This is a genomic window from Sphingomonas sp. CFBP 13728, from assembly GCF_014841895.1.
Taxonomy (GTDB): domain Bacteria; phylum Pseudomonadota; class Alphaproteobacteria; order Sphingomonadales; family Sphingomonadaceae; genus Sphingomonas.
In genome coordinates this window covers 15,267-41,273 of the sequence record NZ_JACYUS010000009.1, presented here as the reverse complement: position 1 = coordinate 41,273, position 26,007 = coordinate 15,267, and the positions used below count along the sequence as shown (strand labels likewise).

Here is a 26,007-nt window from a genome sequence, read left to right as displayed (position 1 = left end):
GTGGACACGCATCCGATAGAAAGATAATGCTTTCGTCATAAATATTGGGGGAATGCATGAAGGTCGGGTAAATGACGTCGCGCACGCGGCGTGTTCGTATGTGCGCGTTGCAGACGAGCGCGATGTTGGCAGCCGTGTTGGTTGCAGACCCGGCGTTGGCACAATGCTCACCCGATCCCACCGTCGCCAGCAGCACCACGACCTGCGCGGGCACCGACACAGACGGACTTTCGGTAACGACCTTCAATACGCGCATCATCGTGGCAAGCGGGGCGATCGTACGGCCAGGCAGTGCAGCGGCCGCAGTCACGAGCAACTCGAGCAGCGCCGTCTTTCAGGTCAACGGGCTGATCGATGGCGGGGCCGGAAAAGCAGGTTTGTTCGTGACCACTGCAGCGCCGTTCACGACTGTATGTGTCGACCCGTATGCGGGCGCCTCGGTCAACTATTGCACGCCCGGTTCCACCTACACGACCTATCCATCGTCCAGCGCCAACATCTCGGTCGCACAAGGCGGCAGGATCACCGGCGCGCAAGGTATCCTACTGCGACGTGATCCCAGCAACACCAACGGATATGTCTCCGCATCGATCGACAATGCAGGTACAATTACCGGCACGGCAGGTCCTGCCATACTTATGGACCCGTCGACGGGCATCGGGTCAATGTCCATCACCAACCGTGCAACCGGACTGATCGGCGGGATCAGCGGCGCCGTCTCTTACATCACGAACGCGGGGACAATCGATGGGGGCAATATTGCAGCCCTTGCATCGAGCGTACAGGGGACGAACGTTATCAACACTGGCCGGATCGTCTCGAACGGCCAAGCTACGACCTTGAGCAGCATCGGTTTTCTATACGTCAACAACGCAGCGGATGCGGTGATCGGAGCCAGTACAACCGCGATCAACACTAGCGGTGCGCTGTCGCTGGTCAACGCCGGCACGATCAACGGATCGGTCATCTCGACCGCAGGATCCGGATTCAGCAGCACGATCGATACGCGCCAGGGCGTGATCAACGGCGATCTTGTGCTGGGCGCGGGGAACGACACGCTGCGTGCGCGCTATGACGTCGCGACGGGCCGGATCGCCTCGATCACCGGAACGATCGACGGTGGAGCGGGGAGCGATACGCTGGCGATCGGCGTCGATGCCAATGCGGTGTTCACCCGCGCGCTGCTGCCGACCAATTTCGAACTGCTCGGCTTCGACCTGAGCAACAATGCGGTGGCGACGCTGGCCGCGGGCTTTACGTCCGGCACCGGCGTATCGGTCAGCGGTACCGGCGCGCTCGTCAACCAAGCCGCGCTCGTGACCAACGGGCAGGCCGTGGTCGCTGCATTCTCGTCCTATGGTCTCGACTTCACCAACCAGGGATCGATCACCGCAGCGCTCGGCGGCATCGGCCTGTTTGCCGTGGGTACGCCCGCGACAGTGACCAATTCGGGCACGATCACCGCCAATGGCGGCTCGGGCGTCCAAGCCTATACGACGCTGACCAACAGCGGCACGATCACCGCGACCGGAACCGGCGCTGCGGTCATCTATGGCACGCTGGCGAATAGCGGTACGATCCGTTCGACCGGGGGTATCGGCGCCACGATATCGGGCGGGAGTTTTAGCGCATCGACCAATGACGGGACGATCGTCGGCGCGACCACCGGCCTCTCACTGTCGAGCGGACGACTGGTCAACACCGGCGCTATAACGGGCGGCACCACGGGCGTTTCGCTGGGATATAGCAGCACGCTGATCAACGCCGCCTCAGGCACGATCACGGGCGGTACCGCGGCAGTCAGCGGCACCGGATCGCCCGTCGTTATCGTCAACGCCGGCCAGATAGTCGGTACGGTGAACCTGGTTTCGCCTTACAGCTTCGATTCGAGCAACGATGTGTTCGTCGACGCGGGCGGCACGGTAACCGCCGCGATCAGGCTGGGTGGCGGTGACGATATGCTCGTCCTCGACTTGGCAAACACAGGCACGCGACCGCTCGCAGGGGCGATCGGCGGGGTCGATGCGGGCGCCGGCTATGATACGCTGCGCTATCGGGTCAATGCCGATGCCAGCGCGGCACTGGCACTGACCAACGGGTTCGAGGGTCTCGCCTATGAACTAACCAACGCCGCGGCGCTGACGCTGACCGCCGCTACACCATTTGCCACCACGATCGGGCTGACCGGCAACGGATCGGTGACGCTGAACGGGACGGTCTCGGCAACCGATCGGACGCTGATCGATACCGGTATCCTGACGGTCGACCAGCTGACCATGGGCACGGCAGGGCCGGCACAAGCCCTGACGATCACCAACGCCGGCACGCTGGCGCTAACCACGACCACACAGTACAACTCCTATTCGACGCTGGCAGCGATCGCCGCAGGGACCGCCGACGTCACCAATAGCGGCACGATCACCGTCGCCAATGCGGCCGGCCGCTATTATCCGGCCGTCGCGATCAGCGGCGGGAAAACGGTCACCAACAGCGGCACGATCACCCTGACCGGGGGCGGCACGGCGATCAGCAATGCGCGCGATATCGTCAATTCGGGCACGATCACGGATATTTCCGGCACCGGTGCCGGCGCGATCGGCGTGACGTCCTTCAACACGCTGGCCAACAGCGGCACGATCAGGGTCGACGGCACCGCCGTGCAGGGCGGCTATTACAGCGCCGTGCAGATCACCAACAGCGGTACCATCGAGAGCCGCAAGGCGACTGCCGTCACGCTGAGCTATGGCAGTGCGCTAACCAACGAGACGACAGGGACGATCAGCGGGCTGACCGCAATCGACCTTTCGAACGGCGGGACGATCGTCAACCGCGGCTCGATCATCGGCGATGTCGCGGCGACGTCGCCCTACGCCTATGGGAGTGGCCTCTACATCGCGGATGGCGGTACGGTCGCCGGGAACGTGACCTTCGGGTCGGGCTCCGACATCTTCCTTCAGACCGGCACGACGACCGGGGTGAGCGGGATTATCGATGGTGGCGAGGGCTCGGACATCTTCGGCTGGTCGCGCAAAAACAGCGACAGCATCGCGCTCGACCAGCGGACGGGGATCAATTTCGAAGCCGATTACGTCGAGGCGCTCGGCACCGACACGCGCGTGACGTTGACCGCGACGAACCGTATCGCAAGCGACCTGTACCTTCGGGGCGATGGCACGATCGTCAACGACGCGACCATCGATGGCGCCGCGTGGACCTATCTTCCGATCGGCACGGCCGGACTGGCCCAGACCAACGGACTGGCCGCGTTCGTCAACTGGGGGACGATCTCAGGCGGCGTGAACGGGGCGGTCTACGCCTTCACCAATAGCGGCACGGTTGGCGCGGAATCGCTGCTGTCGAACGCCGTGTACCAAGGCGTTTCGTCGGGGACGCTGTCCTTCGACAACAGCGGGACAATCGCCTCGTCCAGCGGTTATTTCGCCGCAAGCCTGGATGGCTATGGCATCGACGCCCTCATCGCCACGAACAGCGGCACGATCACCGGCGGGCTCGCGGTATCGGCCACCACGCTTGTCGATCAGACGGCGCCCGCCACGATCGCGCTCGCCAATAGCGGTACGATCACGTCCACCAGGGGCACCGCGCTAGTCATCTCGGCCGGCAGCGATTACTATCCTACCGGGCCGAGCGCGGTCACGCTGACCAATGGCGGTACCGTCACCGCGAGCGGAGCAGGCGGCGTCGCCGTGGAACTCTCCATATACGACAGCCTCGGCTCGACTGGCAGTTCGACCTACGCGATCACCAATAGCGGGACCATCGAAGCGACCGGCAATGGCCTGACCCAGACCTATCAGTATTGGGACGGCACGACCTACACCTACACCAGTCCGGCGGTCGGTCTGCTGGTCAATGCTGGAACCAATGTGACCGGGACGATCGCCAACAGCGGGACGATCCAGGCGACCGGCACGTCCGCGGTCGCGCTGCTGGTATCCGGCACCGCGCTCGACCTGACCAACAGCGGCACGATCCGGGGCGGCACCGGCAGCGTGCTGGCGAACGGCGATCGGCTTGTCGGCACCAGCCTGGCGGGAGCGATCCAGAGCTCGGGCGACGCCGACGACCGTATCGTCAATACCGGCGCTATCTTCGGTTCGGTTGATCTCGGCGACGGTAACGACAGCATCGAGAACCGCGGCCGGATCGAGGGCAATGTCCTGCTTGGTGCGGGCGACGACAGCTTCCTCCAGCGCGCCGATGCGGTGCTGGTCGGCACTGTCGATGCCGGTGAGGGCAATGACGGCCTGATCATCGATGCGACCGTGGGCGGCGCGGTCAATGGTGACCAGTTCGTCAATTTCGAGCGCTTCACACAGATCGGCAGCGGCAACGTCACGTACGCCGGGACTTTCCGCTTCGACACGATCGGCGTGTCGGGCGGCGATGTGACGGTCGCGGCCGGACAGGTCCTCGCCAGCGCAGGTACGGTGACGATCACCGGCAGAGATGCGGCCGAAAGCGTGATCAATGCGGGCACGATCGCCGGCAGCGTCGATCTAGGCGGGGGCGACGACCGCGTCGTCAACACCGGCACGATCCAGGGCGCCGTCTTGCTGGGCGCCGGCAATGATCGCTTCGTCGAAGGCGTCGGCAGCAGCGTCGCGGGCGGCGTCGATGGTGGTGCGGGCGACGACCTGTACAGCGTCACGCTCGCCGGCAACCGCAGCGGTATCGGCCAGCGCAGCAATTTCGAGCGCTTGAGCGTCGAGGGCAGCGGTACGCTCGCGCTGACGCTCGACCAGGGCTTCCAGTCGATCGCGCTTGCCGGCACCGGCCTTGATGTTGCGCTGGGTGGCTTCACCATCGGCACCGTGACGGGCTCGGATGCAGCCGAGACGCTATCTGTTGACGGCGATGTAGGCGCGGTCTCGCTCGGCGCCGGCAATGACGAGCTGACACTCGGTACGATGCGCGCGACCGGCCTCTATATGGGCGGTACGGGCGCCGACCTGCTACGCTTCACCGCAAACGCGCCGGTCACGCTGGCGGGCACTGCAACGGGCTTCGAGCGCGTCGCGCTTGCAGGCGGCGCGCTGACCGTGGCGGGAACGCTCGGCACCAGCGGCACCGCGCTGACCTTCGGCGACGGTGCACAGAGCGTCGTCGTCGCGGCAGGCGGGACGCTCGCCGGCACGATCGATCTCGGCGCGGGCGATGACAGCTTCCGCCTGGCGGCAGGCGGTACGCTATCTGGCACCGTCTCGGGTGGAGCCGGGACCGACACCGCGACGCTCGAGCTGGCGGGCGACCGCACGCTCGGCGCGGACATGCTGCGCGACTTCGAGATTCTGAATGGCGAAGGCAGTGGCACGCTGACGCTGGCAAGCACTCAGACCTTTGAGCGCGTCAATGCTGCGACCAACCTGACGGTTGGCTCGGGGGCATCGCTCACGGCTGCGGTCGTGTTCGGCGCAGCCGATAACCGCTTCACGGTCGCAGGCTCGTTCGCAGGGTCGGTCGACGGCGGGGCTGGTCGCGACACCATCCTGGTATCGGGCGGCAGCGCCACGGCACCGGCCGCATTTGGCGCGATCACGAACGTTGAAGCGTTCGGCATGACATCAGGCTATGCGACGATTGCCGGCAATGCATCGCTGAACAGTGTCGACATGTCGGGTGGTCGACTTGTCGGCTTGGCGGGATCGACGATCCGTGCGGCGCAGATCACGGTACGCTCGGGCACGACCTTCGGGTCGGCCGGTTCAGTGATCGGCGACATCGCGGTTGCCGGCACGCTCAGCCCAGGGGCTTCGCCGGGCACAATGACCGTGACGGGCAACGTCTCGCTTGCGAGCGGGTCGGTGTCGCTGTTCGAGATCACGCCGACCGTAGCCGACAAGCTCGTGATCAGCGGTGGGCTTTCGATCGCGTCGGGTTCGACGCTCCGCATCGTGGCGGAAGGTGCGATCCGGCCGGGCACGTCCTACGACCTGATCGTCGCAAGCAACGGGATCACCGGCAGCTATACGACGATCGACAAGTCGGCGTCGCTGTTCGGGTTCGTCGTGCAGCGCGCCGACCGGATCCAGCTGCTCGGCCAATTCCTCGGCGATCCCGCGTTCAACCCACAGGTCACGCGCAGCATCGACTATGCCAATGCAGCGATCCAGGTGCAGCCGGCGACCAGTACGCTGTTCGCCGCCCTGCCCGCACTGCTAACTGCAAGCGGCGCATCGAACAGCCAAGCGTTCGCGCAATTGACGCCTGAAGCCTATGCATCGGCGACGCAGATGGGCGTCGACCAGACGCTGAGCCTGACCGACGTCGCACGCGGACCGGGCTTTGCGACCACTGACCGCGAGGATGTCGGCCTCTTCACCTTCGCGCAAGGGATCGCGCAGTGGCACACGCTCGGCGCCGATCGCGACGCGGGCACCGCGAAGGCCCGTAGCAGCGGCTACGGCTTCCTCGGCGGAATCGGCATCGGCAACCGTGACTGGTCGGTCGGTGCGTTTGCGGGCTATCTCGACAGCCGCCAGCGGATCGGCGCGCTCGGCGCCGCGACCAGCACCGATGGTGTCGTCGCAGGCGTTCACGGCCACTATGCGGCAGGCAATATCCGGATCGGCGCGTCGATCCTGTATGATGGCGGCGATGCCCGCACCACGCGCGCGCTACCGGGGACGAGCAGCGCAACCGGGCGCTACGGCCTGCACAGCTGGGCGAGCGACGTGTCGGTCGGCTATGCGCTGGCGATGGCGGACGACTGGACACTGACCCCCAAGGTCGGCGTGACCTATCTGCGCACCAGCCGAGACCGGGTGGGCGAGGCCGGCGGACCGTTCGCACTGACCGTGGCGCGCGATCGCCATGTCACGGGCTTTGCCGATGCCGGCGTGACGTTCGCGCGCAGCGAGGCGTCAGACGCCGCGTTCCGTCCCTATGTCGGGTTCGGCGCCCGCACCCGGATTGAAGGCAAGCGCGCCGATGCGGTTGCAGGCTATGCCGGTGCACCGCTGACGCTGACCGCGCTGGGCGCCCCGCGCGCGAAGGTGACCGGCACCGCATCGGCCGGCGTCGCATACCGCCTGCCGAGCGGCGTCGAGCTGTTCTCGACGGTCGAAGCGCAGACCGGCCAGGACGACCACCGCGAGAGCATCGCGACGGGTGTGCGGTTGCGGTTCTAAATAAAGAACGTGGCTACATGTCGATAATTCGACATGTAGCCATTTGCATGCTGCCGCCTGCTAATGCCGTGCATTACATGTTCTGTTTGCGCTGGTCTCGAATTCAAATCAGCACCCGCTCACCTTGCTGTCGAACGCGAGCAATATGGCCTTCCGTCGCACAAGCGCGATCAGGCGATGATCATCGGTTGCATGCTATCACGCCGGGCCAGCTTTGTTGGCTTTATGTCTGACGACCGGATTTGCATGCCGCCCATGCTGCCCTAAACGACATCGAGGGCAGCCAGAGAGCAACTCCGGAGCGTTGCCCTCGGGCTGCGTACTGGACCTGCTACGGTTCGGACCTCGGCGGTGAACGGGTAGCCGCCATATGTGCACGCTAATCCAGACCTACTGCCTCAACGACGTCGAACTGCACGCCCTGGTTCCACAAGGTCATCGCTCAGATCTCGAACTGTTCACAACCCCTGCTTGACGAGCTGTTGCCGTGGAAACGGAAGGCCAGGCAGGCACGACCGTACCCATTTTCCGTTGCTTGCATCAGAGGATACGGCGCACGGTAGTACTCATCCGTCAACGGGTAGGCCACAGAACCTGCAAGTCCATAACAGGCTGTTATATCGCAAGACACAACGAGGCTTTCCAGCAAGGTCGCCGTCGACAAACATGGCGCCTTCAGATGCCTGAACACGCGTCACCGCTCAGATACCTTTTTCCAGCCATTTTGGATAATCGCCTCACCAACCGTAAATACAGGATATGGCGCAAGCCTTTGATTCTTCCTCATACATTTTGCCATCCCGGTAGATCTTAAACCTTGAACAACAATTTGCTTGTAGTTTGTGTCGTAGCTTTCTTACAAATCGACACCGGACGGCCGGTTCGCGACCGTTCGATCTATAGAAAGCAGACGATTCAGCGCGCGAGCGCGAGCCGTCGAGCAATAACTAGGGGCGGCCACTGTAACCGTATCGCGTGTCTGCAGGGCCGAGTGTATCGCTATGCACCTGCAAACGATGGTTGCCGATTTTTACGATGTCATGGAATTGGTCGATACGCAGGAACGGCTTTCAGATCTTATTACCGGGTTCTGTACCACCGCTGGGATCCCGTACTTCGCGCTTACACATCACATAGAATTCAGTCAAAAACCCGTTGATGCAGTCCACCTCCATAATTACCCATCTGATTTCGCAGCCTATTACCATCATAACGGGTTAATGATCCGGGATCCTGTTCACCGCGTAAGCGAGCAGAGGAGTGCGGGCTTTGCATGGGCCGCACTACCCGCGTTGACGAACTTGACCGCAGGTGACGCAGAATTTCTCCAAATGGCTTGTAACGCCGGTCTCGGCACGGGGTACACGGTCCCGATTCACATGCCGGGCGAACATACGGGATCCTGCTCATTTGCCGTTGCGCCAGGAACAAAATTTCCTCGTGAATGCATCCCATTGCTAGAAGCTTTAGGACGCTTTGCGTTTGAAGTCGCACGTCGGCTGGTAGGCACGCCAGCTCTACTTAATAACTCTCGCGCGCATCTAACAGATCGTGAACGCGAGATCGTCATCCTACTAGGTCACGACAAATCTGAAAAGGAAATTGCACGAATACTCGGCATTAGCCCCGATACGGTAAACGACCATCTTAAACATGCGCGACAGCGGTTCGGTGTCCGCAAAAGTACCCTATTAGTCATCTGTGCTCTCATTACCGGAGCGATTACGTGGTCTGATCTTATTTATCGATCGCCAATTCCCGTATTCGCGGGATAGCGAAAATCCGATGACTGCTGCCTAAATATTCTTTGGCAACTAAAGGATATGGTTATGCAGCTGATAACATGCAGGAGAAACGACGCTAATAACCGCGATATCCTTAATATGATGTTCGCCGCACGTAAATCGGTTTTCGTTGATCTACTGGGGTGGGAACTAGCCCTACGCGATGACCGTTACGAAATTGATCAGTTCGATGATTTACAGGCGCGCTACTTGGTCATCACCTGTAACGGTCGTCATGCAGCGTCCACGCGTTTATTGCCAACGACACGTCCGCACATCCTAGACACGTTGTTTTCGCACTTATGCGAAGAACCGGTGCCGACAGGGCCGGCCGTGCTGGAAATTACGCGGTTCTGCCTGGATCGCGTGCAGCACAGCGTCAAACGCCGTGCTGCACGCGATTTCCTTGTCGCCGCGCTGGTCGATTACGCAATAGTTGAAGCGGTAAAGACCTTTACCGGCGTCGCCGAGGCTGGTTGGTTCGAGCAATTTTCTAAATTCGGTTGGCTCTGCCGCGCGTTGGCACAGCCGCAGCAGCTTGGACCGAAAACGTTGATCCCCTTTCGCATCGACGTCGACGCTAACATTGTCGAGCGTATGATGGCGACCGGAATCTATGCCCGAACCGCGCCTCGGCCCACTGGAATGGCAGCGTGATCGCCGCCGCGCCCGATAAAGGACAGACTGGGATCGTGAGCCACCGACGACGTTGCAGGTATGGGTTATGAACTCGGCGCCCACCTTCGACCGGGTCTATACTCGTATTCGAAGTCGTATTCTGACCGGATGGTGGCGTCCGAGCGCGCGGATTGACCTTACGCTTCTTGCTGACGATCTGAATGCCAGCATCACCCCGATCCGCGACGCATTATACAGGCTGGTCGGCGAGCGGCTCGTCGTACTCGGCGTGTCTGAAGGGTTCGCTGTGCCCAGCCTCACTGAGCCCGACCTTCACGACCGCTACCGTTGGAACGAAATGCTGATCCTGCTCGCCCTCGGATCGCTGACCAAGTCACCGTTGGGGTTGCCAGTATTTCTGCTTGAGCCTGAAAACCTGGAAACGCACCCCGCGCGCCTGTTCCAAGAAATTGCCAAACGGGCAGGCCAGAGCGAATTGGTCGCCGCTGTAAACATCGTAAGCGATCGGCTTGCTTACGCGCGTATCGTCGAGCTCAAACTAGGCATCGCCACGCTGGGGGAGACGACTGATCTCCTACAGGCGCTCGACGATGGAGCGCCTGGCGTTCGGCGAGCGGCCATAACTCGGTATCATCGCCGACGCTTGCAGCAGTGCGGTCGCATCGTAAATGCCATCCATCGCGATCCAAGACACGATTATATGTAATACATGTATTCATCATATTCAGTGGTTTGCGGGCAGAGACGGTCGGATCCTGATCCGTCTGCGGTAGAACGAGAGGCTCCGCATGCTGCATGAGCGCGCCAGATATCATTCGCCAAGGGTGTTGCGCGGACGCAGCACCGGTTAGGATAATAAGCATGCGAAACGATCTCGACCTTCTACCGCCTACCAAGCGTGACGAACTGGACCGTATAGTCGCGACACTGTTCGAAGAATTCGGCTTCGTAACCGACGCTGCAACCGGGCGCCGCAAGGGCGCGCGCATTCTCAAGATCATATTATTCGGATCCTATGCGCGTGGCGATTGGATCGACGCCCCCCTGTCGGCCAACCGTTACAAATCCGATTTCGATTTGCTCGTCATCGTCAACCAGAAGGAGCTTGCGGACCGAGCCGCCTATTGGTCGCAGGCTGAGGAACGGCTGGTCCGCGAATATCTGATCGAGAAAACGCTCACCACGCCCGTAAATTTTATCGTCCACTCGTTACAGCAAGTGAATGATGGGCTCGCCCACGGTCGGGCCTTCTTTCTCGAAATCGCTCGCGAGGGGCAGGTGCTCTACGAGTCCGACGACCGCGAACTGCATCAACCCAAACCCAAGACACCTGTTGAAGCCTATATGACGGCGCAAGAATATTTCGATGAGTGGTTCCCAGCGGCGATGAAGCGCTTCGATATTGCAGAGTTTGACGCCTCGAAAGGATACCTGAAGGATGCAGCGTTCGACCTGCAGCAAGCAACAGAACGTCTATACAATTGCTTACTCCTCACGCTGACCTTCTACACCCCCTACAATCACAACCTCGCCTTCCTACGAACGCAGGCGGAGCGGCTCGATCCGAGATTATTTGCAGTGTGGCCACGCGGAACGCGCAAAGAGCGGGCAATGTTTGAGAAGCTGAAGGACGCCTATGTAAAAGCGCGTTATTCAAAGCATTACCGCATTACCGACGACGAACTCGCATGGTTGAGCACCCGTATTGAAGCGCTCGGTCAAGCCGTTCACACGATTTGCACATCGCATATCGCCAAGCTGGAAGCCGCAGCTGCGTAGTTGCTCGCGCAGAAAACCCCAACCTTCTGCCACTGACGGGCACCATTTCTAATTCCGCGAGAATGTAATATCAGCAACCCGGTAGTCTCCTGCGTCATTAGCTTAGCATAAAAGCCCGTTCAGGGGGTCAATTGTAAAGATATGGGACCTGTCGGCCATCCCAGGATGGTTCAGCTGACACTGTTTCCTATTTGACGATAGCTGTCAGTGCGCACCGCGGTAGCGGTCGAGACGCGTCAATGCACTACTCAAGCGCTAAGCGTATTAACGCCTTGCTGTCGTCGCGCTTTGTCTGCATCATGGCCCACGCAGGGTAGATCAAGCTGGCAACCACCCTGTGGGATCTTCCCGCCGGGCATTATCACGTCCGTCCATAACGGTCGGGCGGTCCATGGGTCGCCCTGGTGCCATATGCGCATCAAGTCGCCTCAAGACTCACCTCGCTTAACATCGCGTCTTCTCAAGATGCGGTGATGCTGGCGCGTGAGGTGCGGTCATGCCGCTTCATCCGACTGCCCCCGATCATCGGTCTCGCCGACCGCGCGCCGGCGCGCGCGCATCATGAGCGGCAAGACCGCGCCGATAGCGAGAAATCGTAACCCGCTCTCCGCAGATCTAGCCTCTGATCTGTCCGGTTCGGGTGATCTTGATGCACTATACCGCGAGGAAGCCCCTCGTCTCGCCCGATATTTTCGTCGTCACGCGCGCCAAACCGATGAGGTGCCCGACCTCGTCCAGGAAACCTTCGCCCGGCTGATCGCTGCCAAAGCGAGCGAAACATGTCGGCGTCCAGCTGCTTATCTGCAGCGCATGGCGCGTAACCTGCTGATCGATCAATCGCGGCGCCCGCACACACGTCTCGCGCGGTTCCACGTCTCGATCGACGACCAGTGCGAAGTCAGCGGGCAGCCTGAACAAGGCCACGCGATCGAAGCCGACGACGCGCTGCGTATGTACGGTCAGGTACTGGCCGCCCTGCCCGACCGAACCCGGCATGTCTTCACTCTTCATCGGGTAGACGGGCTGGGCTACAAGGCCATCGGCGAACAGTTGGGGATCAGCGTGCCGACTGTGCAATATCATGTCGCCAGAGCACTCATGCAGCTGGACAAGGCCTTCGATCGCGGATGACAGGCGTAGATCGTTCAGATCGCAAAGGGGCGATGCGCGAGGTCGCCGCGACGTGGTTTGCCGTAATGCGGGGTCCCGATGCGGAAGTCCGCCGGGCAGAGTTCGAGGCATGGCTCGCGCAGGATTCGCTGCACCGTGAAACCTACTCGCGGATTGCGGAAATCTTCAGCCTCGGCAAAGGCCTCGCGACACCAGCATCACGGCAGCAACCCGCAGCGGCGGTCCCTGACCGCGGTCGTGCACGGTATCCAATCATTGCCCTGTCGCTTATCGTCGCGACACTTGGTGGCGGTGCGTGGATGATTGGTCTCGCGCAATCGGGTCTTCACACCAAGCCGCAATCCATACGGGCAGAAACGGGGCCTTTGGCCTTGAATGCGCGCTATGCGACGCGCCGGGGGCAGATCAGTCGGATCCGTCTTGCGGACGGATCAACGATCACGCTCGACACGAACAGTTCGATCGCCGTGGCTTTCGATAAGACGAGCCGGCTCCTGCGTCTGCGCTCTGGTCGCGCACGGTTCGATGTCGCCCATGAAGACCGCCCTTTCGTCGTCAGCGCTGGCACCGGTAGCGTGACGGCTCGTGGAACAGTATTCGATGTGGCCGTGCATTCGACGGGCACGGTCGCCGTCCGGCTGTTGCGTGGTGTGATTGACGTAGCGCTGCCTGGCAACACGGCAGAACGACTGACGCGCAAGCCGGTGGTAGAACGCCTGAGACCGGGCCAGCAGGTCGTCATGGCCGGTACGACGCTCACTGCAGCGAGAAGCCTCTCCAGCCCGATCGATGCAAATTGGCCCAACGGCGAGTTGGACTGTGATCGCGCGTCGCTGGCGACCGTCGCACGCGCCGCCAACCGCTACGGCAATATACGGATTGCCCTTGCTGACCCCGCCCTTGGTAATCTGCGCGTATCGGGCGCCATCCGCATCGACGATTCCCGTAAACTCGCCGACAGGCTCGCGCTGCTGTTCGATCTGCGTGTTGACCATAGTGATCCCACACGGCTCGTTTTACGCGCGCCGTAAATATTTCAGCCCTGTCTCATAATCCGTCGCTGCGATCCGTCGATGTCCTGATCGTCGCATCAATTGCGGCGGACACAAGGGGGCAGAATGGGACATCACGACCGACGCATCCGACGCGCCATGCTGGCAACAGCCATACTCGTAAGTGCAGTATGTTCGACACCTGCATTCGGCCTGACGAGCCCATCACAGGCCTATCATCTGCCCGCACAAGGCTTGGAAGCGGCGTTACGTGAAGCAGGGCGCATATCTGGCCGGCAGATCATGTTTCCGGCTCATAGCGTAGCCGGTAGGCAAGCGCCGCGCGTCGAGGGGGTCTACACAATCGAACAGGTCATCGACCAGCTCCTGGCTGAATCGGGGCTGACGGCGATCTATGACGGCGATGCGATCCTTATTCGCGCTGCCGATCACACCCCGCCCGTCGTCGGCGCAAGCGACGCGATACCAACCCCGCCGTCTGACATCGTCGTCACCGGTTCACGAATCCGCGGCACACCGATCGCGTCCCCTGTCATAACGCTTAGCCAGGAAGCGATCCGCAACACAGGACAGGCCACCCTTGGCGACGTGGTCCGCTCGCTGCCGCAAAGCTTTGGCGGGGGCCAGCAGCCCGGGATCGGTCTGAACGTTCCTGGGAGTAGCGGTGGCGATGTCGGGGGTGGATCTTCGATCAACCTGCGAGGGTTGGGCAGCGATGCGACGCTGACGCTGCTCAACGGACACCGCGTCTCCTATGGCGGTGCGCGGCAGAGTGTCGACGTGTCGGCGATCCCACTTAGCGCGGTCGACCGACTGGAGATCGTTCCGGACGGCGCCTCGGCGATCTACGGGTCCGATGCCGTTGCCGGGGTGGCCAACATCGTATTGAAGCGCGATTACCGCGGCATAGAGGCGCGGGCCGGTCTGGGCATTTCAGCGGACGGCGGAAACTTCACCCGGCAATATGGCGTGCTGAGCGGTACGACGTGGCGTTCGGGCGGCTTCGCACTTGCCTATGAGTTCAACCGCAACACGCAAATTACGGCGTCGCAGCGTGACTATGCAAAAAGTGTCACCCCCGGGCTGACCCTCTATCCGGCCATCAAGAGCCACAACGTCTTGTTTACCGGCCACCAGGCGATCGGCGACAACCTCACAGTGTCCCTCGATGCGCTGTACAATCGTCGAACCGAGGCGCTCGCCTACCCGCTTGATGAAAGCGGGGATCGTGCAATCGCGCATGGCGAGCGCACGGGTGGCGCCCGGTCCTTTGTCATTGCCCCTTCGGTCGAATGGCGGGTCGGACAAGACTGGCGCATCGCGCTTGCTGGATCGGTTGCGCAGGATCGCACCCGGTTCCTGACCCGGGAGTTCACCGGTACCCGGCTCGATTACACCAGCGCCGGATGCTATTGTAACGACCAGCAGTCGATTGAACTGAATGGCAACGGGGCGCTTGCCACCCTGCCCGCGGGCAATCTCAAGGTTGCACTGGGTGCTGGATATCGATCGAACGGGACGGCCTTTTCGGCAGGCTCAGGCAACACCCAGAATTTCACACGCGGCCAAGACAGCTCTTATGGTTACGCCGAGCTCAGTCTGCCGATCGCCTCACCGGACATGGCCGTGTCCGGCATTGCCCGGCTCAATCTCACTGCTGCCGCAAGGTACGAGCGCTATCCTGGGATTGGCGACGTAGCGACACCCAAGATCGGTTTGATCTACGCACCCGACGCGACCTTCGACATCAAGGCCAGCTGGGGTCAGTCGTTTCGCGCGCCGACCCTGCGTCAGGCGTTTCAACCAACCGGCGTGGTCCTGTACCGCGCCGCGCAGGTAGGCGGTACAGGGTATCCGGCAGGGTCGACCGTTGCCCTGGTCAGCGGCGGGAACGCCGACCTGCGCCCAGAACGCGCCACGAGTTGGTCGGCAACACTCGTCATCCATCCCCCCGCCCTCCGCGGTGCGCAGCTCGAGATCAGCTATTTCGATACCCGGTATCACGACCGCATCGTCACGCCGATCGACCGCGCGTCGCAGGCCCTTAGCAATCCGATCTATGCTGATTATGTCACCCGCAATCCCACGGCAGCCGAGATCGCCGCGCGGGTGACCGCGTCGCCGTCGTTCGTCAACGCAAGCGGTGCCCCCTATAACCCGGCCACGATCGTCGCGATCGCAGATGCAAGCAACGTCAATGCAGGCAGGCAACGGATCCACGGCGTGGATGCGTTGGCACGATACCATTTCCAGATCGGTGGACCCGACCAATCCATCGATCTGAGTGCGAATGCGACCTATCTGACGAGCAATCAGCAGATCACCCCTACACTGCCCGTCACCACGCTCGCCGGCACCATCTTCAACCCACCACATGTCCGGGCGCGTGGCGGCGCTAGCTGGCGTGATGGCGCACTCACCCTCACGACTACGCTGAGCTATATCGGCAGCGTCACAGATACGCGCGCCGTACCCAGCCAACGTGTTGCAGCGATGGCACCGCTCGACCTGACGGTTCGCTACAACACGAAAGGCCCCCAAACATCACGGGGGATCGATATCGCGCTGAGCGTGCAGAACGTGTTCAACGACACGCCTGCCTCGATTGCGGGCATTTTCTTCGAAGCGCCGTATGATTCCACGAACTACTCGCCTGTCGGTCGCTACGTCGGCCTATCGATCGCCAAATCATGGTGAGCCGCTCTTTTAGAGTGATGATCGGGATCATGACGACGGCTTGGCTGCTCGGCCCCATGCTCGCCGGAGCCGACTGCTTGCCTCCATCGATCGCGCCGGCGGCAAAGCGTGCTCACACCATCACTCCAGACGATCTGGTGCGCTTGCGCGATATCGGGACGCCGGACTCCTCGGCAGTAGATATGCCAAGCCCGCTCGCAATCTCGCCAGATGGCACCATGGTAGCATTCGTCCTCAGCCAGGGTGATCCGGATACCAACAGCTATTGCCGCATGCTGCTCGTCGCCGACATCAAGCCGGGCGCCGTACCGCGGGTCGTGGATCGGGGCGGCGCATTCATGATGGTCTCGGCCAATGTCCGCGGATTGATGGTCCCTTTTGGCTTGGCCGCAACGGTGACGCCGGCATGGTCTCCCGACGGTCGGTCGATTGGCTATCTGCGCCGGGACAACGGAACCACGCAAGTTTGGCAGGTCGATGTCGCGACTGGAACCGCGAAGCCCGTAACCCGCTCGCCGGTCGATATCGAGCAATGGATCTGGGCGTCGAACGGCACCATGGTCGTCTCAAGCCGTCCCGGACAGATAGCGATCCGCGCACAGGACACAGCGGAGGGACGAATGGGGTGGCGTTACGATGCCCGCTTCGCGCCGACCTATGGCCCCCACCCCCAGATGCGCGGGACTGTACCGGCCGTGATCGAAGCGATCGACTTGCGGGCAGGCACGATCCACAAAGCAAATTCCGTCCAGACCCTTCGCTTGGAAGCCAGAGAACGGGGCGGAAATGGGACCAGACTGGTCAGCGCGAAGGGCGCAACTGCCTGGTTGGATGCCGATAATGCTTCACCTGCTACTCCTCGTCGGCTCCACTTTACCGATGCGGACGGCATACAGTCACCATGTACAGCTAGCGCCTGCGTAGGGGGTATCGTCCGCCTTTTCTGGACCGCGACCGAACGCGGGGTTTTGTATCTGCGTCGCGAGGGGTGGGCAAAAAGCCAATTGGCGTTCTACCGATGGATACCAGGCACTGGCGCGCCCAAACGTTTGTGGGTCACCGACGACGTACTGCTTGGCTGTCTCACGCATGCATCGCGCCTGCTATGCTTGCGTGAGACGTCCACATCACCGCGGCAGATCGTCGATCTTGAGGCGAAAACAGGTGTCGCAGCGCCAATATACGATCCAAATCCCCAGGCCGCTCGGTGGCAGTTCGGTACCGTCGAACGGCTGACATGGACCAACGACTACGGACTACCGGCATGGGGCGATTTGGTTCTGCCCCCCGGCCACAAGACCGGTAAGGCACTGCCGCTGATCGTCGTCCAGTATCGCAGTCTGGGATTCCTGCGCGGTGGGACCGGTGACGAATATCCTATCTTCGCACTCGCTGCGCGCGGCTTTGCCGTTCTCAGCCTTGAAGTACCACAAACGATAGGCCTTGCTTTCCCGGGCCTCAAGGATTGGGACGCGGTCAATCGTGCCGGTCTTACCGACTGGGCCGACCGCCGCAGCCAGCTTTCGTCCATGGTGACAGGCATATCGCTGGTAGCGGCGCGGGGGCTGATCGACACCCATCACATCGGCATTACTGGTGTCAGCGATGGCGCGACCAGCGCGCGGTTCGCGCTGATCAACAGTCGTGTCTTCTCGGCCGCAGCCGTGAGTTCGAGCAGCCTCGAACCCAAGACAGCCATGACCTATGGCGGTCCCGCGTGGGCCGACTTTAATCGTATGCTTGGTTACCCCCGCGCAACCGACGAAGCGCCAGCTTTCTGGAAGCCTGCATCCCTTGCCCTCAATGCATCGACAATGGACGTTCCCCTGCTGATCCAGGCATCAGACGACGAATACCTGCTGGCACTCGAAACCTTCACAGCGCTGCGCGAACACGACAAGCCAGTCGATATGGTCGTCTTTCCCGACGAGCATCATATCAAGTGGCAGCCAGCGCATCGACTGGCGGCCTATACCCGGGCGATCGATTGGTTTGCTTTCTGGTTCCAAGGTGTAGTCGACCCTGATCCTGCGAAGGTTGCCGACTATCAACGCTGGTCGATGCTACGCGCTGAGCATTCCGATGTGTCAGCTGGGAACAGAAAGCCTGGTTAGCGATTGCGCTTGCAATAGCATCGATCGGACCCAGGCCTCGGTATCCACCAGTTGCATTACTCGAATATAGCCTGCGCCCTTAGCCAGCCGCGCCGGATGCAGCGTCTCTGCCAGCGCAGCCGTATCAATAAGACCTTCGGCAGCAAGGAGCCCGTCAAATAGCATACTCGATATTTGACGATGGTTGACCTCGATAAGCTCGATAAGAAAGCTGTCCGGCAAGCCTTTGTCGCGTCGGTCGCAAATGCCTGAGGGCAGGACATCCCGAAACGCGTTGCGGGCGACTGCCCGATTTTGGCCGTCTTGCGTCCACAGCCAGCTCGGGACGCGTAAACATGCCTCAGCGACAGGTTGCGTGATCAGGGGAGAACACAAGGGGATAGCGGTTTGGGGATCGCGCGATTGCACGACGCTCGAGGCTGCGACAAGAAGAGCAACGTGCGCTGCACTGCCGGGCAGGACGCCTTTAGGCGGTACAAGCCACGGATGGTCAGTCGCTCCCCGGGCCATTGCGCAGGCTTTGGACGATAACAAACGTAGATCGGTGTGCCACCGATAAGCAGGCCCCCGCGTTGCAGCACGCCAGATTGCGCGGCGTGCCACGTACGCGGTTCCGGTATCAGCCGCGATCCCTATCGATCGCGCCGTGCGCCAGAAATGCCCCCATCCTCCGGTTCGGTAAAGACAGTCGGCAACGGGCGCCGGGGATTGCAAGGCTGCGAACATGTTGTCGCCCCCGCCCCCATCGAAGATCGCGGTTGCGCCGTATTGGCGCGCGAGCGCACTTGCAACGTACAGGCTGGCTTGTGCGAAAGCGCGTGCCGTCGGGCGGGGCAAAGTGCGGGCCTCAGATACAGCGAGATCGACCAGGTCTGTACTTCGTATTACCTCGCTTAAGGGTATCCCCATATGCCTAGCAACGGACTGCGCGTGCCTACGCTCATCACCGCCTCGGTCTCGCGTCACCATTGTCACCGCTACACACGGCGTCTCAGTCTTGGCCAGGCTCGCCGCCACGATCGAGGAATCGAGACCGCCGGACAACCGCAGCAGTATCTTCGAATGAGATCGGGCCTGTGCGGCGACGCTGGCTTGAACGGCGTCGCGTACGCTGTCTGCGGCCTCGCCCGCATCGCGTATACGTACATCAGCATCGACAAAATCCCAGACGCGCCAAGGCTTATCTACGGTATACCGGCCCGCCCTATCGCTCAGTCGTTCGCCACCCAAAAGTTCGTTCAGGCCTTCGAGGCAAGTCTGCTGCGCATGAAGATCGCTGGCTACCAGATGTCGCACGACAGCGGACCATAGAACTTTGAGGCTATACCCACCGAAGCGACGCAGCAGATCGATGTCGGAGCCAACCAGAATGCCGAATGGCGATCGCGCCCAATAGCAGCCTAGGTCCCCGAACGGGCTGCGAAGAACGTGAACGCCGTCTTCAGCGGACGTTGCGATGAATGCGACATAGGAGCCCCAACAGGCACGCAGAAGCGATGCGCCCTGCGTGCGCACGGCCATGCGGGCTGCTTCGGCATCGAACGTATGCAGCGTTGTAGTGGATTGCCTTGCATGAAGCCGACCAACGACGGCACCTTGGTCGCCAATCGCGACAAGCCCATTCTGCTCGGCGATCACAACCACTCGCGGGCCAACGTTTTGTACGGCAAAAGTCCCGGCCTCGGCAATCACCCTGGCGTAAGCGGCTTCCCACGCCAACCGTGTAGCCGGATCGAACGCGAGCAGCGCAAAATAGCGGTGCGTCGTCATACAATCCGGATCGGCGTAAAGGGAGCAACGGTACCCGGGTCGTCGCTGATCAGTACATTGTCATGCTGGACCCAACAATGGGCTTCAAAGGGTCTTAGCTTCACGCCCAAGACAAGATCAGGTGCGACGCCGCGCGCAACCATGGTCCGTGTAATGGCGATCGATCGCACCAAGCAGTGTCCACGGAGGGTTATCAGGCGGTCGGCGGCCATGAAAGCGCAGGCAACCTCGGCTGGATCACGCCCCGACCGAACAGCGAGCACCCGTTTCTTGCATAGCCTGGAGCGAGCGATACCGTTCAAAACGCGATCCAACGACCGGCATTTCAGGTCCACGGCAGCAAAGGCATATTGCGCAAGTGCAGTGATTACCGAGGAGGATGTTGCTTCGATACCGCGATTTCTTCCGGTTGGGGTGTGACACGCTAACGGGGCGCAGAGCGTTGGACGGATTGCACCATCAATGCTGCGTACAATGTCACGATCAACCAACCGATGGATCGCAAGCTGGTCTGTTGGGTCGGTATCATGCCCCGAGCACAGACGAAGGCATGCCGTGTTGAGGCTGGGGGCCAACAGGAAATAGCGATCCGCGGGGAGATCGAGAAAGACAAGGCTTCCAGCGACATCGCAGGCGTGCAGACCAGGGCGAAATATGTATCCCATACAAGCGATACGGCGCGCGGAGTGCCCCGCGCGCCGCCTTTCGCTCAGTCGTCGGAGAGGCCGGCGAGTGCGCGCTGCAGAATTTCATCCTGCCCGGCACCGACCGAACCCTTGGTCTCGACGCTAGCTACGCCGAGTTCGATGAGATCGTCATTGCGCTCCATGATTAACTCCTTCGATTGCCGCGACATTGCAGCACGAAGAACCTGCGCGTGGAGGTGCAGGATACCAATCTTATACGAAGCTTATTTCTTGCGCTGCCGCGCCAAGCTCTGGATGAGCCGGACACTGGCAAACATACCCCTGACGCCGGCCCTCACTTCTGCGCGGTAAGCGACCCGGTCGGCGTTGAACGTCGGATCGACAAGCGAGGCAACACTGAGTCCTTGTGCTTACATCTTCGATGCCATTCACATCCGAGATATTCAATAGGGTATTCTTGAGGCGCGATAGGTGTTCACGGACGCCTCTATCTATAATAATCTGACATATCTGGGCCCAATGAACATTCATGCCTTTGCTACACTTATGCGGATAAAAGCATAATATCACGATCTCGCTTCGAATTGAGCAATGTCAGATTCAAAACGCGGTCAGCTGTGGCGGCATTGTAGGATTAAAGTTCGAGTGCAAGACGCGGGTCTCCACCATAGACGACGGACATGGCGCAGGTGCCGACATTACGAGCCTTGGCCGCGCCGAGCCGAGCCGACCCATATTGCATTTAGTTCACAGCGCCACGAGTAGGGCCCATGCCTCACGCCAGCAACATCGTCTATTGCGACGGCCCCGACAGCCCGCATGCGTTCGACATCGTTCCACTCCAGCCTCGCAAGGGTAGTCTGGATGCAATGTGCCCGGTCTGCCAAGGTAGAGGTCAGTGGAACACCGAGATCGATCTCGTCAGTTTCCGCTGCAAGCGCACTGCTTGCGATCGTTGTCACGGTGCTGGCTGGGTGGAGACCGGCGCCGATCCCGTCGGACTGCCCGATATCGAGATCGCACCAGGGGGCTACCCCCGGTGGACCCTGCGCTACGAACCTGCTGACGAAGTCTCCCAGATTGATCCGGAAACGCCAAACCTGTCGCAAGCCTGACCCGTTATCGGTTTGGGTCAGGCGCCCCAAGCTTCGCTGCGATCCGCGCAACTTCCTCGTCGCTAGGCTCGTCCGGCACTTCCTCACCAGGCAGGAGTGCGTCATCGGGGATGCCCGGTGCGGTACTGGCAATCGGCTCGTCGATGGCACGCTCGTTGGCACCGTCCGTGATCTTTTCTTTGTTCGCCATGTCTGTCTCCTTCGTTGCGCTAAAACGCACAGGCGACGTTATGGAGCCAAAGCGATCAGTGGCGAACCGTCCCTACTGCTTGGACGACGCGGCGATAAAATCTACCGCAACCGCTATCCGGCGCCAGTCTTCCGGATTGGCGGTATCGCGGAGGATATCGAAGAGCCTCGCTGCGAAATGCTCAGGCTCATCGTCCCCGAATTCTGCAGTGATCCTCGACGCCTTCTCCCAGACCTCCCGATCCGACAAGGCCGGCCGTTCAGACAAGAGGGGTACTTACGCGCGTCGGGAACACGGGACCTCGCACGGTCATACGATCGGTAAAATATGGGCGCTGCAACGCAAGCACGTCGTTATAGCTGCCGGTGAGCCAACGCTCGTGATCGTCCGGCTGCAGAATCGTAATCATCGCTTTCGGGTATATTGGCGCAACCAGTTCGTTCGCGTTGCATGTCATTATCGCGAAGTAGCGCTTATCGCCGACGGATCGCCAGAAACTGGCAATCGCGAATAATGGCTGATCGGTCACCCCAAACCGCATTTCCCCTTTGATCTGCCTCTTGCCGTCGCCAAGATCGGTAGGCTCGCGCCCATTCGCAGAACTCTGTCAGCGGTATCAGGCACCGGTTGGCGGGATCGCTGAGCAACGAACGCCATTGCGGGAGGTGAAGGGTGCGTACGATCCTGTTGCAACTAAAGGCGCCCCGCCAAGGCCCCAGCCGCTGCGGGAGTAATAGTGTATACCGCTTCGCGCTTTGCCCCACGATTATGATGGTCGACGCGGTAGCCTTGATAGTGTCTGCGGATGAGACCTGCCCGAACTAGGTCGGACACTGCGCGACTCACATTGCAACGCCCGGATTGCCGAACGCGAACCTTCACTTCTTCGTCGATCATGCGAGCAGCAGCCGTCGGGTCGGCGGGCAGCAACTGCTGCGCAACCAGCCCTGCCTTTACCTGCTCCACAATTGCCAACCGGCGGGGATCTCGCTTTGCGACGGGAATCAGGGCGTCGCAAAGCCAGTCCCGTAGCCGGATGCGCTGCTCCTGATCGATAACATAGGGTCCTGCGCTGCCGCTGTTCTTCCCTGCGACCTTCGCAATGAGGTTTAGAACCATGAAGGCGTAGCGCGGTCGCGCAGACACATCGGTGATCCTCTCAATCAGGGCCGGAAGGTTGAGACTCTCCGCGGTCCCCTTTGAGGGCGGCTCCGCGCAATCGAAAAGGTCAAGCTGCAGGAACATAATGTGAATCTTACCACGCCTAGCGGGAATGTGAATCCCGGACGTGGCGAACAAGAAATTTTTGCCACCTATGACACTCTGCCGTTCCCCGGCGCGAAGCCTGGCCCGGCTAAGTCCCACAATACTAGCCTAGCGGCGACCGACGCTCATCTCCCACCCATGCGAATTACATACTTATAATGCCGGTAATACATCTAATGTGGTTTGTTGTCTGAAAACTGCGCACGACAGTCGTACCAACGATGACACTTTGCCCGCTCGGGGTAAAGTGTCACGTATGACATGGCTGATGAGGCCGTATGATAAACTCCGGTTGTCGCAACGATCCATAAATCAACAACGAAATCCCACATTATGGGCACTCGCGACGATGCCGGGAAAACACGGCAGTCGTACGCAATATAACCACACCGTAAGCAGCAGCCACGGTATCACCGTATTTACGGTGGCTGCGCTTGATAGGTGAAAATCATACACCGCCAGCTTCAGACCATCTCAGTAGAGATGAGCGGGCTTGCTAGGAGTTTCACCTCGAATGGATATTGCAGGTGCCGATAAGACGCCCGGCATGTGCAGCCTGGTACCGCTCAACGGGGTCGGCGTACAGCAGGCCTATAAACTCAACGCCGCGGATATTATCAAGGCAGCTCAGTATAGAAATAGAGTTCCTGTATTTATACTGGGTCTTTCATACATTGGTATGCCGTTAATCTGCAGAAATGATGCCTTATGCCGCATCGGACCTGTCGGAACCTTACACTACCCGATTGATACCCACTACCGGCCGGTAGTCGATCAATGACCCAGACCGTCGTGGCAATTACCGCTCTTGCGCAGCAATGTGCGCCAGAGGTCGCGACCGAGGCGGTTGTTCCACTCGTCATGACAGAAAGCGGCGGGAACGACCTGTCGATCAACATCAACAAGGGCCCGCGCGTGCGTGTGCGCTCAGTCGCACAAGGGGTGGCGCTGGTACGTCGGTATATCGCGGCTGGCTATACGGTCGATGTGGGCTTGGCACAGCTGAACTCGGCCAATTTCGCACGGCTGGGCGTCACGGTCGAGCAGGTATTTGATCCGTGCACAAACCTGCAGCTTGCCTCCTCAATGCTCCAAGAAGCTTATCGTCTCGCCAGCCGTCACTATAACGGTCTGGACGCTATCTCAGCGACCTACTCGCTTTATAACACCGGCACGCTGACGCGCGGCTTCCGCAACGGCTATGTCGATCGGGTGTGGTCCGCCGCGCGCGAAATGGGCTCGATTCAAGCGCCGCGCCCGATCCAGACGACGCCGGGCAGAGCACCGACAGCGCCCCCTGCCAAACGCTATGCCGATGCCGATAGCTGGGTGGTCGGGCAGATCACCTCGAATGCTGTCGAGGTGTTCAAGTGAGTGCCGAGAACATGGTCGCGCGGGGCGATCGCACTATAGAGTCTACTGTCGAGGAGACGGCGACATATCAGATGCCGCCCGAACTGGCGTATCAGTATCAGATCCGCGTTATCGAACCGAGCGACGGCAGCGAGCGTCGTGTCGGCATGTTCCTGCCTAGGGATCGGGACATTCCGTCGATCGAAATCGTCGGAAACGGCGACCGGATTGTGGCGCGCAATGAAGACCCGGAGACGATCGCTGCCCTGATCAAGATCGCCAAGCACAATGATTGGAAAGGGATCGACGTCGAAGGCTCGCAGACGTTTCGTAAAGCCGTGTGGGCGGCTGCTTCCCGCGAAGGTTTGACCGTCCGGGGCTACGAACCGGAGTTCGGCGAGCAAGCGAAGATGGAAGAGATGCGCCGCGCCGATGCAACGCGCCCTCATCGGGGGACAACCGAGGCGCCGCCCCCTACCCCCGAGCAGGTCACGCCTATGTCCGCTGTCGAAGTGAACGTAGCGACGATCACACCAAGGACGGTTGATGCCGATCGCGATGCGGAAGCGCAGGATTGCCCGCCCGCAAGCAACGGCCCGGAGTTGTCAGACGCGGATCGCAGGTTGCTGCTGGGGCTAAGTAGTTTGATGCAAGACCGCAAAACGCTAGCCGAGACCGTGCACGAGGGCATGGATCCGGTAGAGCGCCAGTTGAAGAACGAGCGCCTCGGCCTGAACCGGGAAGTGCTGGACAACGCATTCGAGTGGGCGCTGGAAAGCCCAACGCTGGTCAGCGCCTTCGAGAAGGCCGGCTACGAGCCGGCCGAGCTGCGCCAGAAAGGCCGGGATGGGAAGTGGGACACAGAGATCGCCGACGCGATCTACGTCGTCCGGTCCGGACTCCACCGGGATGTGCTGACCGTCGAGCCCGACCCCGAGCGTGACGAGATCAAGGCGGACGTCGAGGATCGTTTGGTGGCGGAATCAACGATCGCGCGGGAACGGCAGCCCGAACCGGAACCACAGATCGTTCGTGAGGAACGCGAGCGTGACCGCGCCGAGCGTGATCACGAGAGCGAGGACCTGGCGGAGCTGTTTCTGCACGGCGGAACCGAGCAGATCGCGGCCGAACCGCGCCTCGTCGGCGCGCTCGAGGCACAAGCGGCGATGAAACTGCATATTGCCGCGGTTTTCGATGGTGACGTGGATCAGATGACAGCCGCGAACCTCGAAAGCCGCCAAATGATCTCGGACACGTTGCGGCGCGGCCTCGACGTCTCGGTCCGGGAGCCAACGCCAGTGCGGCAGATCGAACCGGTCGAACCCACTCACGACCTGGAGAGGTAACCTCAAGCCATG

General features: G+C 60.9%; 19 protein-coding genes. 13 read left to right on the top strand and 6 right to left on the bottom strand.

Features of this window, described 5'->3' with window-relative positions; genetic code table 11:
• The first annotated feature begins 71 nt into the window (after positions 1 to 71).
• The 9 genes from IFT67_RS19375 (at position 72) to IFT67_RS19335 (ending at position 18,308) form a co-directional block, all read left to right on the top strand.
• On the top strand, positions 72 to 7,151 hold the full coding sequence (locus IFT67_RS19375; protein WP_197983173.1) for an autotransporter outer membrane beta-barrel domain-containing protein: 7,080 nt from the start codon (positions 72 to 74) through the stop codon (positions 7,149 to 7,151).
• 1,001 nt (positions 7,152 to 8,152) lie between these two features.
• Positions 8,153 to 8,926 carry a helix-turn-helix transcriptional regulator gene (locus tag IFT67_RS20900; RefSeq protein ID WP_274602719.1) on the top strand — a complete coding sequence of 258 codons (774 nt, stop codon included), beginning with the start codon at positions 8,153 to 8,155 and terminating at the stop codon, positions 8,924 to 8,926.
• A gap of 108 nt (positions 8,927 to 9,034) precedes the next feature.
• The gene (locus tag IFT67_RS19365) at positions 9,035 to 9,592 is read left to right on the top strand and encodes an acyl-homoserine-lactone synthase (protein ID WP_192239736.1); all 558 of its coding nucleotides are present in this window, start codon (positions 9,035 to 9,037) and stop codon (positions 9,590 to 9,592) included.
• 67 nt (positions 9,593 to 9,659) lie between these two features.
• Positions 9,660 to 10,280: a GntR family transcriptional regulator gene (locus IFT67_RS19360; protein ID WP_192239735.1), complete on the top strand. Its 621-nt coding sequence runs from the start codon at positions 9,660 to 9,662 to the stop codon at positions 10,278 to 10,280.
• A gap of 155 nt (positions 10,281 to 10,435) precedes the next feature.
• A complete protein-coding gene (locus IFT67_RS19355; RefSeq protein WP_192239734.1) occupies positions 10,436 to 11,353 on the top strand; it encodes a nucleotidyltransferase and HEPN domain-containing protein in 918 nt (305 codons plus the stop codon).
• 561 nt (positions 11,354 to 11,914) lie between these two features.
• Positions 11,915 to 12,484, top strand: coding sequence for an RNA polymerase sigma factor (locus IFT67_RS19350; RefSeq protein ID WP_192239733.1), 570 nt, complete (start codon positions 11,915 to 11,917; stop codon positions 12,482 to 12,484).
• A 32-nt stretch (positions 12,485 to 12,516) separates the two neighbouring features.
• Positions 12,517 to 13,515 (top strand): FecR family protein, encoded by a 999-nt coding sequence (locus IFT67_RS19345; protein WP_192239732.1) that lies wholly within the window; start codon positions 12,517 to 12,519, stop codon positions 13,513 to 13,515.
• A gap of 120 nt (positions 13,516 to 13,635) precedes the next feature.
• On the top strand, positions 13,636 to 16,194 hold the full coding sequence (locus IFT67_RS19340; RefSeq protein WP_192239731.1) for a TonB-dependent receptor: 2,559 nt from the start codon (positions 13,636 to 13,638) through the stop codon (positions 16,192 to 16,194).
• Positions 16,188 to 18,308 carry an Atxe2 family lasso peptide isopeptidase gene (locus IFT67_RS19335; RefSeq protein WP_192239730.1) on the top strand — a complete coding sequence of 707 codons (2,121 nt, stop codon included), beginning with the start codon at positions 16,188 to 16,190 and terminating at the stop codon, positions 18,306 to 18,308. Before IFT67_RS19340 ends, IFT67_RS19335 begins: the two co-directional genes overlap by 7 nt.
• Here the strand turns inward: IFT67_RS19335 and IFT67_RS19330 are convergent.
• From IFT67_RS19330 to IFT67_RS19320, 3 genes are read right to left on the bottom strand one after another with little or no spacing between them, the layout of a single operon-like run.
• On the bottom strand, positions 18,282 to 20,078 hold the full coding sequence (locus tag IFT67_RS19330; RefSeq protein WP_192239729.1) for an asparagine synthase-related protein: 1,797 nt from the start codon (positions 20,076 to 20,078) through the stop codon (positions 18,282 to 18,284). The two genes, IFT67_RS19335 and IFT67_RS19330, sit on opposite strands and share 27 nt — an antisense overlap.
• A complete protein-coding gene (locus IFT67_RS21025) occupies positions 20,075 to 20,743 on the bottom strand; it encodes a lasso peptide biosynthesis B2 protein (protein WP_446740829.1) in 669 nt (222 codons plus the stop codon). Before IFT67_RS21025 ends, IFT67_RS19330 begins: the two co-directional genes overlap by 4 nt.
• 44 nt (positions 20,744 to 20,787) lie before the next feature.
• Positions 20,788 to 20,907, bottom strand: a complete 120-nt coding sequence (locus IFT67_RS19320) for a benenodin family lasso peptide (protein ID WP_192239727.1) — start codon at positions 20,905 to 20,907, stop codon at positions 20,788 to 20,790.
• Positions 20,908 to 21,495: 588 nt separating this feature from the next.
• On the opposite strand from IFT67_RS19320, the gene IFT67_RS19315 reads away from it, so the two are divergent.
• The gene (locus IFT67_RS19315; protein WP_192239726.1) at positions 21,496 to 21,840 is read left to right on the top strand and encodes a hypothetical protein; all 345 of its coding nucleotides are present in this window, start codon (positions 21,496 to 21,498) and stop codon (positions 21,838 to 21,840) included.
• A 4-nt stretch (positions 21,841 to 21,844) separates the two neighbouring features.
• Here IFT67_RS19315 and IFT67_RS19310 read toward each other — a convergent pair whose 3' ends face one another.
• The 3 genes from IFT67_RS19310 to IFT67_RS19300 all read right to left on the bottom strand — a co-directional run bounded on the left by IFT67_RS19310 (position 21,845) and on the right by IFT67_RS19300 (position 23,275).
• Entirely contained in the window at positions 21,845 to 22,030 is a 186-nt protein-coding gene (locus IFT67_RS19310) for a hypothetical protein (RefSeq protein WP_192239725.1), read from the bottom strand.
• A 259-nt stretch (positions 22,031 to 22,289) separates the two neighbouring features.
• Positions 22,290 to 22,559 carry an SOS response-associated peptidase family protein gene (locus IFT67_RS20965; RefSeq protein ID WP_192239724.1) on the bottom strand — a complete coding sequence of 90 codons (270 nt, stop codon included), beginning with the start codon at positions 22,557 to 22,559 and terminating at the stop codon, positions 22,290 to 22,292.
• Between the two features lie 164 nt (positions 22,560 to 22,723).
• Positions 22,724 to 23,275, bottom strand: a complete 552-nt coding sequence (locus IFT67_RS19300) for a hypothetical protein (RefSeq protein ID WP_192239723.1) — start codon at positions 23,273 to 23,275, stop codon at positions 22,724 to 22,726.
• Between the two features lie 535 nt (positions 23,276 to 23,810).
• On the opposite strand from IFT67_RS19300, the gene IFT67_RS19295 reads away from it, so the two are divergent.
• The 3 genes from IFT67_RS19295 to IFT67_RS19285 are packed head-to-tail and all read left to right on the top strand — an operon-like array spanning position 23,811 to position 25,995.
• Positions 23,811 to 24,077, top strand: coding sequence for a hypothetical protein (locus IFT67_RS19295; protein WP_192239722.1), 267 nt, complete (start codon positions 23,811 to 23,813; stop codon positions 24,075 to 24,077).
• Positions 24,074 to 24,670 (top strand): lytic transglycosylase domain-containing protein, encoded by a 597-nt coding sequence (locus IFT67_RS19290; protein ID WP_192239721.1) that lies wholly within the window; start codon positions 24,074 to 24,076, stop codon positions 24,668 to 24,670. Before IFT67_RS19295 ends, IFT67_RS19290 begins: the two co-directional genes overlap by 4 nt.
• A complete protein-coding gene (locus IFT67_RS19285) occupies positions 24,667 to 25,995 on the top strand; it encodes an LPD7 domain-containing protein (RefSeq protein ID WP_192239720.1) in 1,329 nt (442 codons plus the stop codon). Before IFT67_RS19290 ends, IFT67_RS19285 begins: the two co-directional genes overlap by 4 nt.
• Positions 25,996 to 26,007: the final 12 nt, after the last annotated feature.